Below are 16,648 nucleotides of genomic sequence, written 5' to 3' on the forward strand. Positions count from 1 at the left end.
ACCGCGTGCGGGCTTTTTATTTTCCCGATACTTGGCAGTTCCCCCCTCAAGACCACAGCTGTGGTCTTTTTTTTCATCCCACGAAAGGTATTACTTATGGCATCGACAGCAAACGGCATCGACAGCTTGATCGTTATCAGCAAACAAAGTGCCGAAGGCAGCAAGGCCGCCGCCGGCGGCGGCCAGATTTATCCCCGCGTCACGGCCACCTTCGACACGGAAGCGGACAAATATGCGAGCGCCGAAATCGACGCCAGCCAGCAGCAGGGCGATACCCGCCTGGGCAATTTCCGCACCACGGGCGCCATCAAGGCCGAAGCGGCGTGCGGCACCTACGCACCGCTGATGGCAGCGCTGCTGCGCCGCGACTTCACGGCCGGCGGCGTCGCTGCCGCGCAAACCACTATCGCCGCTGCCGCCTCCGGCCTGACGCGCAGCGCCGGTTCCTGGCTGGCGGAAGGTTTCCGCGCCGGCAGCGTGGTGCGCATCACCGGCATGACGGCGCCGGCCGCCGCCAACAACGCGAAGAATTTCTTCGTCACGTCGGTGACGGCGACCAACCTGAATGGCCAGTTCATGGACGGTTCGGCCATGATCGTCAAGGCGGCCGGCGACTCGGTCGGCGTGGCGGCGGTGGGCAAGCGCAGCTTCACCCCCTTGAGCGGCCACACCACCGACTGGTTCACGGCCGAAGTGCAGGACCCGAAGATCGGCGTACACCGCAGCTTCGTCGACCAGCTGGTCAGCAAGATGGATATCGCCGTGCAGCCGAACGGCATCACCAGCCTGGACTTCACCCTGATGGGCAAGGCGGAAGGCCCGACCACGGCCGTGCCGTACTTCCCCACGCCGCTGGCCGCGCCGGGCACCGGCAAGTTCTCGGGCGCCACGGCGATGCTGTCCGTGAACGGCATCCCGTCGCAGATCTGCACCGGCATGTCCGTCTCGCTCGACGGCCAGGTCAAGGTCGACCCGGTGATCGGCTCGAAGTACGCCACGGCCGCCTCGCGCGGCAAGGTCATGGGCTCGGGCCAGTTCACGGTGCTGCTGCAGGACGCCACCTATCTCGACTACTTCAAGTCCGAGACGGAAATCCCGCTGGCCTACGCCATGGCGTCGGGCACGGCGCCAACCGCCGACGTGCTGGCATTGGCCATGGGCCGCATCAAGATCACGTCGGCCAAGATCGACGACGGCGAGAAAAACAAAATCGTCACCTGCGCCTTCGACGTCCTGCGCTACAAGGGCGCCGATGCGCAGCATGAAGCGACCACCTTGAGCATCCAGGACAGCGCGCTGTAAGCGGCTGACGCTTGACCCGGGGCCGCCGTGATGGCGGCCTTTTTATTTTTACCTTAATCAAGAAAGAAAATACACATGAACAACGCACAAATGATCGCCTCGGCTGGTTTTGATATCTCCCTGCTGAATGACGGTAACAAGCCTGTGGACCAGGTGCACCTGGTGTCGGTCTTGTTCGACGAAGACGGTGCGCACAAGGCGGGCTTTGAAATCGTCAGCAAAAATTCCGACCAATACCGTGCCGTGATCCGCGAAACGTCGGTGGTGGCGATCAAGCGCTCGGTGCAAAAAAGCAAGCAGATCGACGCGAAGACGGACGAAGGCGCTGCGGAACTGTATGACCTGGCGGAAAACCGCAGCATGAAGATCGCCATCGCGGTGGTGGTGGGCATGCCTGGTTTCGTCGACAAGGGCGTGCCGGTACAACCGTCCCCGGCTTTGCTGAAGGCGATTTTTGAAAAAATGCCGTCCTGGCAGGAAAAAGTGCTGGCTGCGCTTGAGGCGGAAGGCAATTTTTTGACGGTCTAGCCGCCGCCTTGCTGCTCTTTGCCGACGAACAGTTTGAGCGTTCGGCGAAGGCGGCTGATGGCAATGCGAAAGGCGAGCACCTGGATGCCGCGAAGCGTCATCCACTCTACCGGGAGCCGCAGGCTCCCGTTTGCGCGCAACTGCCGTTTGAACTGGCGCACGTGTGGCAGTTTTTCGTGCAGATGAGCCGCAAGCGGCAAAACGGCATGGCGGTCAATCCCTTGAGCAGCCTCGATATCCTGGCTTGGCAGTTGCGACACCGCATACGCCTGGCGGTATGGGAAGAAGAGCTGGTCGATCAGCTTGACGCGGCCTACATGGTTCATCAAAACAGTTCTCATTAGGCTGGCCTTTACCCGGCCTATCTATAGCAGAGGTGACGCCAAAAACACAACTGTCATCGCCAGGGTGACCTCGATTTGCATTGCCACCCTTCGGTGGCTTTTTTTATGGGTAAATTATGACCGTTGATATTGCAACACTACAGATACGCATTGATACGCTCAATGTGCGCATCGCGGCAGATGACCTGGAACGCATGCGCGAGGCCAGCGAGAAGGCCGCCAAGTCGACTCTGAAACTCGAAGATGTCACGAAAAAATACACGGAGATACTCTCCAGCCTGGGTATTTCCAACAATATCGGCCAGATCGTTAAATTAACTGATGAATATACGAAATTGACAGCGCAACTGCGCATGTCGACCAGCTCTACACAGGAATATGGCGAGGCGTACGACAATGTCAAGCGTATTGCAGCCTCGGGACAAACGGATCTCGCCGCTACGGCGGGTCTGTATACCCAAATGAACGATGCGACCAAGAAATTGGGCATCAGCCAGGCCGAAGTGGCCGGCATCACCGAGGCCCTCAATCTGGGCGTCAAGATCAGCGGCGCATCGGCAGCCGATTCCGCTACCGCCGTCAAGGGGCTGTCCGATGCCTTCGCCGATGGTGCCCTGAGCAGCCAGCAATTTAACGCCATCAGCCAGGCCGCCCCTGAGGTCATGGCGGCAATGGCCGCCGGCCTGGGCGTGTCGAAAGAAGCGCTTGCCGGGTTTGCCGGCGCAGGATTGATCACCGCCGAGGTGATGGCCATCGCGCTGCCGAATGCGCTGGGCGAGTTGCGCAAGGAAGCCGTGCAGTTCGAAACTATCGGCGGCAGCTTTACCGTTCTGAGCAATAACGTGATGGAATTCACGGCGAGGCAGGCGGAGTCGAGCGGCGCCGTGCGCCTGATGACGAGCGGTCTTGAATTTTTGTCGAATAACCTGATCCTTGTCGTTGGCGTGCTGGAAACGCTGACCACCGCGAAGTTTGCCACCTGGGCTGCCGGCGTCGTAGTGGCTACTTACAGCAAGGTCACAGCCAACCGGGCCTTGCTTGCATCCACCCTGGCGGCGGCGAATGCCGACGTGACGGCGACCGCTGCCACCTCGGCACTGGCGGCTGCACGGGTAGCTGAATTGCAAGCGACGATACGCGCCAGCCAGGCCGACGTGGCGCTGGCGCTGACCACCAATGGTCTGATACCGGCCCAAGCCCGTGCCACTGTTGCCTCCGAGGCTCACTCCGCCGCATTGGTGGCGCAAACGGCAGCAACGCGAGCCGCATCGGTCGCTGCAGGGGTACTGAAAGGGGCCTTGGCATTCATGGGTGGGTATATTGGCTTGCTGGTGACTGTCGTAGGGTTAGGTGTTACTGCCTGGAATATGTGGGGGAGTTCATCGAAGGACAATGCGGAGAAGGCCGTAGAGCCCATGCGCAAAAGTACCAAGGATATCATTGCTGAACTCGACAAGCAGATGGTCCAGCTGGCAAAGCGCAATGAGCTGGCAAAGCTGGGCGTGTCGGAAAAAGGATTGGATACCCCGGCTGGCGAGCGCATGGCAGAGATATCGACGGAAATGGATGCGGTGCGCAATCGCACGGGAAAATATCAGTCCCTGGACAAGGCGGCGCGGGACAGCAACATGGCAAGGCTGCAAGCCGAATTCGATGCGCTGCAGGGCAAGCTCAAGCAGCTTGAGCAGCAAGGCGCGTCGGGTAAACCGACGAGCGGAACTGGTACAGGCGCGCCATCACTTCCCGCTCCGCCAACGCCTTTCGAAGCCATGATGGATGACATGCGCGGCAAGGCCCGCGACCTGAAGCGCGAAGTTGCCGGCTATGCCGAGATGAACGAGGCGCAACAGTTCGATTATCGGTTGAAGGAACTCCTGGCGGATCGGACGAAAAAGGTGACCGCAGCACAACAGGCGGGATTCGAGGTTGCACGCAAAGTGATACAAACTCGCCTCGATGAGATCGAGGTGGACAAGCAAGCCAAGGCAGTGGCGGAGCAGGCGCAGGCGGAGGCGAAAGCGCTGTCCGATACGCGGACGCAGGCCGTTGCCGATGCCGTCAAGGAAGCGGAGGCTGGCGAAAAGCTGGTAGCGGTGTATGGCATGAGCAAGACCGCTATCGCGCAAAATGAAATGGCGTTGTTGAAGGAACAGCGCGCCGCGCTGGCGGTGGGCAAGGAAAATGCGGCGCAGATCGAGTATTTGAATGCCTTGATCGATGCCAAGCAGCGCAGCATGACGGCGACGGAAGAACTGGCCGCCAAGGAAGCGTCTGCCGCTGCGGCCAAGAAGGCCTCGGATGAATGGGCCGCCAGCGCCAAGGACATCGAAAAATCGCTGACTGACGCCTTCATGAACGGCTTCGAAGGCGGCAAGAACCTGGCGACGATGTTCAAGGACAAGTTGAAGAGCATGTTCAACAACCTCGTGCTGCAACCGATCATGTCTCCCATTGCGGCCGGCTTTGCCTCGTTCCTGAATCCGGGTGCGGCGCAGGCGCAGGGCAGTTTCGCCAATGGCGGGGGTATCCAGTCGCTTTTGAGTTCGGCGAAAGGCATCTATGAATCGCTGTCCAACGGACTTTCCGGTATTGGTACTTCGGTAGCCAATGGCGTGCAGCGTGGCATGAGCATGCTGCAAGGCACTCCGTACACGGCCGGGGCCAATGGCGCATTTGCCACCGGTGCGGGCGCGGCGGCAAGCGTTGCCGCCGGCGTCATGGGCGGCGTGTACGGCGGCAAGATGATTTCGGGTGAATATGGTCGCAATGGCGTTGTCAATGCTGGCACGGCGATCGGGGCTGTCGTTGGCAGCATTTTCCCGGTGGTAGGTACTGCCATGGGCGCGCTGGTGGGCGGCTTGCTGGGCGGCGCGGCGAACCGCCTGTTCGGCATGGGCGAGAAAAAGGTCAGCAGCGCAGGTATTTCCGGCAGTCTCGGTGTCGATGGCTTTACGGGCGAGAGTTATTCGAACTGGACCCAGAAAGGCGGTCTTTTCCGCAAGAATAAAAAGGGTACCGACCATTCTGAAGTCGATGCCGAGCTGGCCGCATCGTTAGGCGATACGTACGCGCAGATGAAGGCGGTGACGGGCACGTTCGCCAACACACTGGGCGTGAATACGGATGGCCTGGCCACGCGCACGCAGTCGCTCAATATTGTCATGACCAAGGACGATGCGGCCAATCAGAAAGCCATTGCCGACTTCTTTACCGGCGTCGGCGATGCCATGGCCATGGAATTGGTTCCTTCCTTGTCGCAGCTCAAATTGAAAGGCGAGTCGGCGAGCGCTGCGCTGCAGCGCCTGGCGGGTAGTTACGCCACTGTTGACGCCGTGCTGGCTACCTTGGGCAGCACTTCGCAGCAGGCATTTGGCGCCGTCGGCGTGGCATCCCTGGCGGCGCGCGAGCAATTGGTCAAGGCCGCCGGCGGCGTTGAAGCACTGGGCAATCGGACTGCGTTCTTTGCCGAAAACTACCTGACCGAAGGCGAGCGCCTGGCGCCCGTGCAAAAACACGTGACGGAACAGATGGCAGCTCTGGGCTATGCCAGCGTGACCACGCGCGCGCAATTCAAGGACACGGTATTGCAACTGGCCAATTCCGGCGCCTTGGCCACCAAGACGGGCGCCGAGCAGTATGCGGGCCTGATGGCGCTGGCCGATGCGTTTGCGAAGACGCATGCGGCGACGGAAGACCTGACCAAATCGGAGCAGGGTATCGCCGACGAGCGTAAGAGCATCCAGGAAAAACTTGACCAGATGACGATGACGTCGGCGCAATTGCGTGCCCGCGAGCGTACTTCGGTCGATGCTTCCAACCGGGCGCTATATGACCAGCTGCAGGCGCGGCAAGACATCGCCAGCGCCTACGAGACGGAATCCTCCGCCCTCAAATCCACCATCGACCGCCTGAAAACCTTCGGCGATGGCATCCGCTCTTTCAAGGATTCCCTGCTCCTGGGCAGCTTGTCGACCCTGACGCCGATGCAGAAAATGGCTGAGGCGCAGCGCCAATATGAGGAAACGCTGGCCAAGGCGAAGACGGGCGATGCGGCGGCGCAATCGGCGCTGACGGCGGCGGCCACGGCGTACCTGACGGCGAATCAGGTAGTCAAATCGTCGAGCGACGCCTATGCGGCCGATGCGGCGCGGGTGCAGGCCGACCTGGCGGCGCTGGCGGCGATTGCCGGCACGCAGATGAGCGATGCGCAGAAGCAGTTGACGGCCCTCGACACGCAGGTGGGGCAGTTGATCAATCTAAACAAGACGGCGGTGGGCATCCAGGAAGCGGTCGATGCGCTGGGCGCTGCATTGCGGGCAGGTGGCAACGTCGATATTACAGGCGGGATGCAGTTCGCATCCGCTTTCGGCATGCCGCTTGCCGCCGTTGACGAGGTGGTGGTCGACGCGCCGGCGGCGCAAGCGATGCAGCGCTATTTCAGTGCCGGCGATGGCGTCAACGAAGCGCTGGTGGCAGAGATCAAGGGCTTGCGCGAGGAAGTGCGTCAGCTGCGCGCCGATCAGGACCAGCAGACGGGCGCCATCATCAGCAGCAATTACGACGCCAATGAACGCGCCGCCGACAAGGTGTCGGCCGGCGCGTCGGAAGCGGCCCGCGCCTCGGTTTGGGCCAGTCAATCGAAAGCGAGCATAGTATGAACGAAACCTTGAATGGGTCCATGAGCGACGCGCAGTTCACCGCGTGGCTGCGCAACGCCTCGGCGCGGCGTCTGGTGCTGATAGAGGTGGCCGTGCGTAGCGCTGGCCAGGAAAGCACGCGCTTCCTCAGCACGGGCGCATATGTCACGGCCCCCGATGACACGCCGCCTAACCTGGCCTACCAGTCCATCGTCTCGACGGGCATGCAGTTCACCGAGCAGCTGTCGCTGGGCGGTGAGGCCAGCCTGTCGGCGGGCGATATCGAGATCCACAATCCGTCCGGCATCCGTGATGCCTGGCTCGATGACGTGTGGATGAACCGTCCGATTCGTGCCTGGATCGGCGATCCGCGCTGGCGCCGCAGCGACTTTCGCATGATCTTCAATGGCGTGGTGGCCGACATCGCGCCGAAAGGCCGCGACAAGCTGGCGCTGAAACTGCGCGACAAGCTGCAACGCCTGAATACGCCTGTCAGCGAGGCCAAGCTGGGGGGCGCGACGCCGAACAAGGATGCCGTGCTGCCACTGGTTTTTGGCGAGGTGCACAACATCACGCCGCTGCTGGCCGATCCGGCCTTGCTTCAGTACCAGGTGCATGACGGCGCCATCGAAGGGATCATCGAAGTGCGCGACAACGGGTTGCCGGTGCGAATCACGGCTGACAAGGCCAGGGGCACCGTCGTCCTGGCGGCGCCACCCGCCGGGACAGTTACCGTGACTGTGCAGGGCGACCGTCCTGGCGCCTATGCCAATACGGTGGCCGCGCTGGTGCGGCGCCTGGCGACAGCCTACGGCAAGGTGGGCGACCGCTTTGTCGATGGCGACCTCGATACGGCCAACCTGGCGGCGTTTGATGCCGCGCATCCGCAAGCGGTGGGCCTGTTCCTGGCCGGCCGCACGAATGTGCTCAATGCCTGCCAGATGCTGGCGTCCAGCTTGGGTGCGCAGCTGGTGATGTCCCGCCTGGGGCAGCTGCGGCTGCTGCAACTTAGCCTGCCTCCCGCCGGCTCGCCGACGCAGGTAGGGCCGAAGCACATGGTGGCGGGCAGCCTGACGCCAGTCAGCCGCAGCGCGCCGATGGCATCCGTCAAGCTGGGCTTCTGCAAGAACTGGACCGTGCAAACGGGTTTGCTGACAGGTATCCCAGTCCAGCACAAGGATTTGTTTGAAACGGAGTGGCTGACGGCCACCCTTGTGGACAGTTCGATACAGGCGGCCTACCGGCTCGACGCGGAACCGCTGCAGCAGGACACCATGCTGCTGCGCCGCGTCGATGCCGAGGCAGAGGCGCAGCGTCGCCTGGCGATTGGCCGCGTGCCGCGCATGGTTTACGAATTCGACGGCACGGCGGAGATGCTGGCGCTGGAATTGGGACAGGCCGTGACAGTCACGCATCCACGCTTTGGCATGGAAAACGGCGTGGCGGGGCAGGTTGTATCACTGGCCCCGGATTGGTTGACTGGACATGTGAAAGTGGGGTTTGTCGTATGAGTACCATCATGAATGACCGCGACGTGCTGTTGCAGGCAACGTCGCCACGGCTGACGGCGCCGGAAGCGGGGGCCGCGCTGCTGCTGACGGTGGACACGCCCGTGTTCCACGTCAGCACCAGCGGCGCCGGCTCGCCGGCCGCCATCAATTTCAAGGCCACGCAAATCAATTTGCCCGGCACCGTGCAATGGAGCTGCAGTGCTGGCGGCGTCCTGAGCGGTAGCGGTAACACGCGTAGCCTGGCCTATAGCGCCATGTTGGTGCAGCAGGTCACCGTGACCGCCACTTTGCTGCACGACAGCGGCGTGACGTTCACGGCGCAGCAGATCGTCAACAAGGTGCAGGACGGCGTGAATGGCGTGCCTGGATCGAATGGCAGCAGCGGCAAGTCAGCGCGCCAGTGCTTCACGCTGATCGACGGCTATGCGCTGGCCTTCAATCCGGCCAGCGTGACGGTGCAGGGCGACGCTTATCCCCCCGTGGGTACCTGGGGCGAGACGCGCCCCTGGGGCGCGGCCATCAATGGCGCCCCGGCGGAACGGCAGGTGTGGTTCCAGTCCAGCGGCAACTACGATCCGGTAACCAACCAGACTGTGTGGACGACTCCTTTCCAGAGCTATGCCAAGTTTGGCTCGCTGGAGGCGATTTCGACCAAGACGGGGGCGTTGACCTTCAGTGACACTTGCAAGTCCGCCAATGGCAATGTCGTCATTAATGCGGATGGCACGTTTTATTTGCGTTCGACGCCCAGCGAGGTGACTGGATATCAACGAATTGAACTCAATGCGAACGGATTTTACGTGTTCAATAAAGACGGCCGGGCGGTGATAGAACTGGGGATGGCTTTATGAGGGCCGCCGCGTTGATACTCCGTACCGATACAGGCCGGGTGATATTCGATTCACGGCAGGCGGCAGGCGGAGTCTGTCTTGGGATCTTCGCCATTCCGGCGACAGGAAAAACCATCATCTTTCCTGGCTTGCCGCGTGGCCGCATGCCAATGGTGGTGTATGGCGATGGGCAAAATCATGTGGAGTGGTCCTATGACGAAACACCTGGCTATCCGCGTTTTATTTTCCCCGTTAGCAGCGATTTGCCACCAACCAGTATGACGACTGCGGGAGTGTATTTGAAATGACAAATACATTGCGCATTTTGAATGCCGCTGGCGATCTCGTGGTCGATAGCGATACCCCTGGCACCTCCTGCATAGGTAAAGCGAATTTCTTGAAAACTGTACAGCCTTACTACAAGGATAGCGCATGGCAGACGGGCTACTCACAATATACGTTTGCGACGGATCGCCCGGTGCTGTGGGCGTTCGATTTGCCGCTTGGCCGGCGTGTCGGCATTTTTGGCACATCGTATCAGGATGGTGTCCATACGGTGGGGGTGTATTGCGGTACCGGAGGAGATTGGGAAAAATTTGACAGGCAGGAAGCTGTGGATGTTTGGGCCTTTTCCACCATATCCCAGGCACGCTCAAAGTTTGGTTTGATCTTACGGCATAGTAAGGAGCACTACGTGACCCATGATTTTGGCACACCGAATATCACTTTCCCGATTGCGTCCGGATCGCTGGGTGAAAGTGTCCGGATTCCTCCCGTTGATCGTCCAATCGCCATTGGAAATGCACCTTTCTACAATGTTTCGTATTTTGATCTTGAGCCTGGCTACATCCTGACGAATAGCCGCTATTTTCTTTTGCGCACCGCGAACAATACAGTGGGGTATACGGCAGGGCTCACATTCAAGAGGATTGAATCGCAAGGTCAGCGGGGTAAAGACTCAACGGTAAGTCATCCTTCGCCATTCCTGGTAATAGATGGAAGCTTCCTGCCGTAGAGATATTTTGCAAATTTCAGGAAAGAATATGTCATGACGAATTTACGCATCATCCACCACAATGCGGCTGACCTGGCCGTCATCACGGCATCGAGCCAGTCGGGGGGCCTCACCGCAGAAAACCTGTTGACGGACATTAAATCCGAAGTATGGCGGTCGACAGGCACGAGCGCCACCCTGCACGCTGTTTTTCCCTCGACCGCTTTGATCGGCGCCTTAGTGCTGCCATTTTGCAACTTGAGTTCGGCCGCCACCTTGCGTGCGCGCGGCTACGTATTGGCGAGCGATTCGACGCCCGCATTCGACACGGGCACGGTGCAGGCCTGTGCACACCAGCCGCTGGGCGCCTGTGACTGGGGCCTGGAACCTTTGGGCGTGAATGCCTTCTCGTATGGCGGCGGCGCCTACGGGCGCATCTGGTTTGCACCGGATTGGGTGGAAAAGTTGGAAATTGACATCGATGACGCGCTCAATCCTGCCGGCTACATCGAGGCGTCGCGCCTTGTCGCCGGCATGTACTGGTCGCCTGAAAGCAATGCCGACTATGGTGCTTCGGTGACGGTCGACGATGCCAGCCAGCATTACCGCAATGAAGGCGGTGATTTGCTGACGAATGTGGGACCGCGCAGCCGCAAGCTGGCTCTGAGCCTGACTGCCATGTCGCCACCCGACCGCAGCAAGTTGATGGCCATCTTGCGCGGCAATGGCAAGTCGCGTCCGGTCTTCATCAGCCTCTTTCCGGAATCCGACGACCCCTTGCTGGAGCAGGATCACCAGGTATACGGCAAGCTGCCCGATGCGGCTGCCGTCACCACGCCGCAATTCGAACGTTATTCGACATCCATTACTGTAGAGGAAATCTGATGCCAGCCAATTTTTATCCCGGGCAAACGGACTATGTGCGCAAGCTCAACGACTTGGCGCTTGCTAAGGATGTCGCGGATATTCCGCGCAATGCGGCTGCTGCTGCGGCCAGTGCGGCAGCGGCGGGACAGGCCGCTACCAGCGCCAGCGCAGATGCAGTTAAAGCATCCGCGCAGGCCGCATCCGCAAGCGCCGCGTTTGTTTCGCTCGACGCGCGCTATCTCGGTGCTAAAGCGCTGGCGCCGACATCGGACAACGCTGGCGCAGCGCTGCTGGCCGGCGCGACCTACTGGGACACGGTGCTGAACGGCGGCTGCCTGCGCGTATTCCAGGCTGGCGCCTGGGTGACGATTCCGACGAACGTGGCGTCGCAGATAAGCAGCACGCCGGTGGGGGGGATTATTGCGACGAATGTGCAGGCGGCGCTGAATGAGCTTGAGCTGAAAAAGGCGGCAACGACCAGCCTGGCCAAGGTGGCCATTTCCGGCAACAAAGTTGATGTTGGCCTGGGGAATGTAGACAATACCGCAGACGCGTCAAAACCAGTTAGCGCCGCGGTGGACAGCGCGTTGTCATTGAAAGCCAATGCATATAACGCGGTGTTTGGCGGTGTCATCGGCGGGGATTTCTCCAATGCGATTCACGATGCCCGTGTGCTGTTGCGCACGACAAGCGCCAATAGTTCCACGATTGTTGGTGCGATTCCTAACGGTACCGGGACGGTCGCCCAATTCAATGCCTATGCCGATGATAATCCGCAGAATACTTCCTTGGCCTCGCTCGGCATAATCAGAGCCGATAGTGTCAGGCTTTCTTCCTCACAAATTGGTACGGGAAGTTACCTTCCCCTGAAGTTTTATACCGGTAGTGCCAACACCATGACTCTTGGTGTCAACGGCAACGTGAGCGTGGGAGAGCAGCGTCCGGTTGTCGGCTACAGGTATCTGGATGTGGTGAATGAGGCCAATGGAACTGGCAATTGTTCGATCATACGGCTGATTACAAAGGCGGCATCGGGGGGCGCGTCCACCTCGGCGGATATCCTGAAGAACTCCAACGGTCAGTTTTCGATTATTAACTATGAGTCGAGCAGCGCCGGAACCATTTACTTCAAAACCAGTACGTCAGACGCGACGTTGTTTCCGGGAGGCTTTCAGGTCAATGCGCCTGGCCAGAATACAGTGGCCGTCAAATCTTTAGGGGGCTACACAGCGCTGGCGCTGGACGCAGCGCAGGGCCAGGCATCGTATATTTTCAGTTATAACAACGCGATCGAACATGGACGTGTCTGGTTTGATAATAATGCAACACTGGGAAGTTTCACTATCGCAGTAAAGCGAGCCGGAGTGTTAACTGCCGTATTATGCGTGCAAGGAGACTACGTCTACCCTTGGGAAGACAATGTAATTGGACTCGGCAGCTTTAACCGGCGCTGGACCAATATATACGCCTCTACTGGCGTGGTCCAGACATCCGATGCCCGGCATAAAACGGCAGTCGTTGCCTTGTCTGGCAATGAAATCGCCGCTGCCACCCAATTGGCCAGAGAAATAGGAAAATATCGCTTCCTGGAAGCGGTGAGGGAGAAGGGAACGGCAGCGCGTCAGCATATTGGCATGACGGTGCAGCGGGCAATCGAAGTGATGGAAAGCCACCGGCTGGATCCGCTCGCCTACGGCTTTATTTGCTATGACGAGTGGGATGAAAAGACCACCGAGCATCCGCAGATCCAGGTGCCGGACAAAGTGCACCCACCCGTCGTGGTCCGCCATGCAGCCACAGAGACAGCCGAAGCATACGACGAGGTACTCACAGAGGGGTATACCGAACCCGGTGAAGTTCAGCCTGCTCGAACGGAAGTCCAACTCGCTGGCAGCATGTACAGTTTTCGTCCTGATGAGTTAAATCTGTTCATTGCACGCGGCCAGGCCGCCCGCCAGGATCAGCTGGAACTGCGGCTGGCGGCACTCGAGCTTGCTGCCTAGCCATCTACTTTTCACCACTGTAACCCGCTTCGGCGGGTTTTTTCATTTCCACCACCTGAAAGGCAACCATGGCCCTCGAAACCACCGCCGCCGGCGGCGCATTGATCAAACTGTTTGGCGTGCCCGTGCTGGCCGGCGCCGCCGCCACGTCGCTGGGCTTCATGTTCATGTGGCCCCAAACCACCAAGGAGGCATTTATTCGTTTTTGTTCCAGCATCATCATTTCCACCTTTCTTGGCCCCGTGCTGGTGGCCGCCGTGCTGTCGTGGTGGCCCAGCCTGTTCGACAGTGCGAAAACCGTGGCGGGCCTGTATGGCGGCGACCCGGCCACGGGATTTTTATTTATCGCCGCGCCGCTGATGGTGGCGGCCGGCTTGCCTGCCTGGTGGGTACTGGGCGCCTGCGTGCGCTGGTTCGACAAGCGGCGCGGCAAGGATATCGGCGAACTGGCGGCCGATGCGGCCGCTGCCGTCAAGGATGTGCGGGGCATGCTGTGACAGGCGCGCAATTGATGCAGATCATGCCGTTGGCCGGCCGCCGCGCTACGCTGTTCCTGGCTCCGCTGAATGCGGCGATGAGCGAGTTCAGCATTGATACGCCGCTGCGCCAGGCGGCGTTTCTGGCGCAGGTGGGGCACGAATCGGGACAGTTGCGTTATGTGCGCGAGCTGGCCAGTGGCACTGCCTATGAAGGACGCGCGGACTTGGGTAATGTGGTCGCTGGCGATGGCGTGCGCTTCAAGGGGCGCGGCTTGCTGCAGGTGACGGGGCGCGCCAACTACGCGGCGTGCGGCGTGGCGCTGGATATCGACTTGCTGGCGGCGCCGCAGTTGCTGGAGCAGACGACTTTCGCGTGCCGCTCGGCGGGCTGGTTCTGGCAATCGCGCGGCTTGAACCGCCTGGCCGACGCGGGTGACCAGGAACGGGTGACGCGCCGCATCAACGGCGGTGTGAACGGCTTGGCCGAACGCCTGGCCTTGTACCAGGCTGCGCGCAAGGTGCTGGCATGAAGCCGTCCTGGAGCATTGTGGCCATGCTGCTGTTGCTGGGGGCAGCCGTGTTTTGCGCCCAGCGCTGGGGCCGCGAAACGGGCCGTGCCGCGTGCGCGGCGCAAGTACTCGAAGTGCAAGCCCTGTTGCGGCGCCAGAGCCAGGCGCTCGATACGATGCGGGAAGAGGGCGCACGCCGGTCTGCGCGGGTACGCCAGGCGCTGGCCACGGCGCAGACCGGGCAGGCAGAGGCGCAAGCGGCGGCAGCGCGCATCCTGGCGCTGCCGCCCGAAGGCGACGCCTGTCGTGCCGCCGAGGCCTTGATCGCCAGAGAAATGCCATGAGGTCGCCAGGCGAACGTGCCGGAAGGCATGCCGGCAGCCTCGCCAACCGTTTAGCCAGTTTGTTGCTGGTAAGCTTGTTGAGCGGCTGTGCGGCATGGGGGCCAGCATCGCAGGTGCAAGCGTGGCCGGTGAGCGCGCCATGCATCGCCACGCGCCCCGCCTCGCCCGCCTTGCCTGCGGTGCCAGCCCACGGCATCTTCGAGCAAGTGCAAGCCTTGCTGGCGCGCGAGCAATTGCGTGCTGCCCATGTGCGTCAGCTGGAAGCGCTGCTCGATGCCTGTGCGGGCGGCTAACAACGCCTGACTGCGCCTGATAGCGCCCACCAAAACCGTGACGGGCGCAAGGAAGGCCCGGCGTCCCGCTGGCCCGAGAAACGCCACTGCACGAAGCAGCGTGCCGCCGAGGCAGTGAGCATCGCCGGCCGCAAATGACGATGCGCATTGGTTTTTGACAGGCGTTCCAGGCAGCAGTCCCCATTCACCAGTGGCCTGCCAGCGCCGCCGCCTTCTGGTGCAGATGCGGGGCGGCATGCGAGAAAACGGTGCATTCACCGCCTGATTAGCTGATTTCTGGTGACTTTCGGCACAATCTCTGTATACAATCACCTGGCACGAAGCGTGCATGGCTACCTCGGTCATTCCATCCAAGGAGCTTCGCATGCATCATCGGCCGCTAGTGTGTTTCTGTCGTCCCGTTTCTGTCTTGCTTTTCCTTTTCACCTGCACCCATCCGTGCCGCGGTAACCCAGGAAATGGAGCGTAAATGGCCTCTCCCCGTCTGAAATCCATCCACCGCGGCGTGTCCGCTACCACGCCTGCCGCTCCGTCCCCCGTCGATGAAGTGCTGCCGGCCGGGAAACTGTTCACCCTGGGCTTGCAGCACGTACTCGTCATGTATGCGGGCGCCATCGCCGTGCCGCTGATCGTCGGCCGCGCGCTCAAGCTGCCGCCCGAGCAGGTGGCGGCGCTGATCAGTGCCGACCTGTTCTGCTGCGGCCTCGTGACCCTGATTCAGTCCTTGGGAATCGGCAAGCATTTCGGCATCCGTCTGCCCGTCATGATGGGCGTGACCTTTGCCGCCGTCAGTCCCATGCTGGCCATGGCGAACAATCCGGCCCTGGGCATCACCGGCATCTTTGGTGCCGTGATCGGCGCCGGCGTCGTTTCCATGCTGATCGCGCCCTTCATCAGCCGCCTGCTGGCCCTGTTCCCGCCCGTGGTCACGGGCAGCATCATCGCCGTGATCGGCGTGTCGCTGATGCGCGTGGGCGTAAACTGGGCCATGGGCGGGCCGCCCGCCATGGCGCAGATCGCCGATCCCGCCTTCCTTAAGATGGCCGCTGTCGCGACGGCGGCCGGCTTGCCCGGGCCAGCCGGCCCCGTGCCCCTGATCGCCAATCCCGGCTACGGCGCGCTGGACAACATGGGCATCGCCTTCTTCGTGCTGGCCGTCATCTTGCTGGTGGCCAAGTATGGCCGTGGTTTCCTGTCGAATATCGCCGTGTTGATCGGCATCATCGCCGGCACGGCCCTGTCGTTTGCGCTGGGCAAGGCCGACTTCGCCAAGGTGGCCAGCGCCAAGGCTTTCGCCATCGTCACGCCATTCCAGTTCGGCATGCCGACTTTCGACCTGGTTGCCATCGTGACCATGAGTCTGGTGATGATCGTCGTCATGATCGAGTCGCTCGGTATGTTCCTGGCCTTGGGCGAGATGACGGGCAAGCGTATCGAACAGGCCGACATCAGCCGCGGCTTGCGCGTCGATGGTCTGGGAACCTTGATCGGCGGTATCTTCAATACCTTCCCGTACACGTCGTTTTCGCAAAACGTGGGCCTGGTGGGCGTGACGGGCGTGCGCAGCCGCTGGGTCTGCGTGGCGGCCGGCCTGATCCTGCTGGTGATGGGCGTGATTCCGAAGATTGCGCAGACGGCCGAAGCCGTGCCGGCGTTCGTGCTGGGCGGGGCAGGGCTGGTGATGTTCGGCATGGTCGCCGCGACGGGCATCCGCATTCTGGCCGGCGTCGACTACAAGAGCAACCGCAACAACCTGTTCATCGTGGCCCTGGCTATCGGCTTCGGCATGCTGCCGCTGGTGGCCGAGCAATATGCGCAGCACATGCCGAAAGTCCTGTCGCCGTTGCTGCACAGCGGCATCCTGCTGGCCGCCATCGTTGCCGTGCTGCTCAATCTGTTCTTCAACGGGCTGGCGTCAAGCGAAAAAGCGCGGGAGCAGGCGCGCGAGAACAGCCATGGCAGCGATTGAGGCACCGCCGGCGCCGTGAATGCGGTGCGCGGCGCTGC

Annotated in this window: 15 protein-coding genes; all 15 read left to right on the forward strand. The window is 61.1% G+C overall.

Features of this window, described 5'->3' with window-relative positions:
* Positions 1-96: 96 nt before the first annotated feature.
* The 15 genes from OX462_RS10870 (at position 97) to OX462_RS10940 (ending at position 16,610) form a co-directional block, all read left to right on the forward strand.
* A complete protein-coding gene (locus OX462_RS10870) occupies positions 97-1,302 on the forward strand; it encodes a phage tail tube protein (protein ID WP_070220940.1) in 1,206 nt (401 codons plus the stop codon).
* 75 nt (positions 1,303-1,377) lie between these two features.
* Positions 1,378-1,830: a hypothetical protein gene (locus OX462_RS10875; protein WP_230504771.1), complete on the forward strand. Its 453-nt coding sequence runs from the start codon at positions 1,378-1,380 to the stop codon at positions 1,828-1,830.
* An 8-nt stretch (positions 1,831-1,838) separates the two neighbouring features.
* Positions 1,839-2,174 carry a phage tail assembly chaperone gene (locus tag OX462_RS10880; RefSeq protein ID WP_230504772.1) on the forward strand — a complete coding sequence of 112 codons (336 nt, stop codon included), beginning with the start codon at positions 1,839-1,841 and terminating at the stop codon, positions 2,172-2,174.
* Positions 2,175-2,290: 116 nt separating this feature from the next.
* Positions 2,291-6,832, forward strand: a complete 4,542-nt coding sequence (locus tag OX462_RS10885) for a tape measure protein (RefSeq protein WP_409028398.1) — start codon at positions 2,291-2,293, stop codon at positions 6,830-6,832.
* 20 nt (positions 6,833-6,852) lie between these two features.
* The gene (locus tag OX462_RS10890) at positions 6,853-8,322 is read left to right on the forward strand and encodes a hypothetical protein (protein ID WP_409028399.1); all 1,470 of its coding nucleotides are present in this window, start codon (positions 6,853-6,855) and stop codon (positions 8,320-8,322) included.
* Positions 8,319-9,173: a hypothetical protein gene (locus OX462_RS10895; protein WP_409028400.1), complete on the forward strand. Its 855-nt coding sequence runs from the start codon at positions 8,319-8,321 to the stop codon at positions 9,171-9,173. The genes OX462_RS10890 and OX462_RS10895 overlap by 4 nt, the downstream gene beginning before the upstream one ends.
* Positions 9,170-9,460 (forward strand): hypothetical protein, encoded by a 291-nt coding sequence (locus OX462_RS10900; protein ID WP_409028401.1) that lies wholly within the window; start codon positions 9,170-9,172, stop codon positions 9,458-9,460. Before OX462_RS10895 ends, OX462_RS10900 begins: the two co-directional genes overlap by 4 nt.
* A complete protein-coding gene (locus tag OX462_RS10905) occupies positions 9,457-10,167 on the forward strand; it encodes a hypothetical protein (RefSeq protein WP_409028402.1) in 711 nt (236 codons plus the stop codon). Before OX462_RS10900 ends, OX462_RS10905 begins: the two co-directional genes overlap by 4 nt.
* A 33-nt stretch (positions 10,168-10,200) precedes the next feature.
* Positions 10,201-11,031 (forward strand): hypothetical protein, encoded by an 831-nt coding sequence (locus tag OX462_RS10910; protein WP_409028403.1) that lies wholly within the window; start codon positions 10,201-10,203, stop codon positions 11,029-11,031.
* The gene (locus OX462_RS10915) at positions 11,031-13,016 is read left to right on the forward strand and encodes a tail fiber domain-containing protein (protein WP_409028404.1); all 1,986 of its coding nucleotides are present in this window, start codon (positions 11,031-11,033) and stop codon (positions 13,014-13,016) included. Before OX462_RS10910 ends, OX462_RS10915 begins: the two co-directional genes overlap by 1 nt.
* 68 nt (positions 13,017-13,084) lie before the next feature.
* Positions 13,085-13,513: a hypothetical protein gene (locus tag OX462_RS10920; RefSeq protein WP_070313495.1), complete on the forward strand. Its 429-nt coding sequence runs from the start codon at positions 13,085-13,087 to the stop codon at positions 13,511-13,513.
* Between the two features lie 14 nt (positions 13,514-13,527).
* The gene (locus OX462_RS10925; protein WP_409028405.1) at positions 13,528-14,025 is read left to right on the forward strand and encodes a glycoside hydrolase family 19 protein; all 498 of its coding nucleotides are present in this window, start codon (positions 13,528-13,530) and stop codon (positions 14,023-14,025) included.
* Positions 14,022-14,348 carry a hypothetical protein gene (locus OX462_RS10930; RefSeq protein ID WP_070313496.1) on the forward strand — a complete coding sequence of 109 codons (327 nt, stop codon included), beginning with the start codon at positions 14,022-14,024 and terminating at the stop codon, positions 14,346-14,348. The genes OX462_RS10925 and OX462_RS10930 overlap by 4 nt, the downstream gene beginning before the upstream one ends.
* Positions 14,349-14,476: 128 nt before the next feature.
* Positions 14,477-14,641, forward strand: coding sequence for a hypothetical protein (locus tag OX462_RS10935; RefSeq protein ID WP_162995725.1), 165 nt, complete (start codon positions 14,477-14,479; stop codon positions 14,639-14,641).
* Positions 14,642-15,110: 469 nt separating this feature from the next.
* Complete coding sequence (locus tag OX462_RS10940; RefSeq protein WP_409028406.1) at positions 15,111-16,610, forward strand: nucleobase:cation symporter-2 family protein; 1,500 nt, start codon at positions 15,111-15,113, stop codon at positions 16,608-16,610.
* The last annotated feature ends 38 nt before the right edge of the window (positions 16,611-16,648 follow it).

This window comes from Janthinobacterium aestuarii (assembly GCF_046113285.1).
Lineage (GTDB): Bacteria > Pseudomonadota > Gammaproteobacteria > Burkholderiales > Burkholderiaceae_D > Janthinobacterium.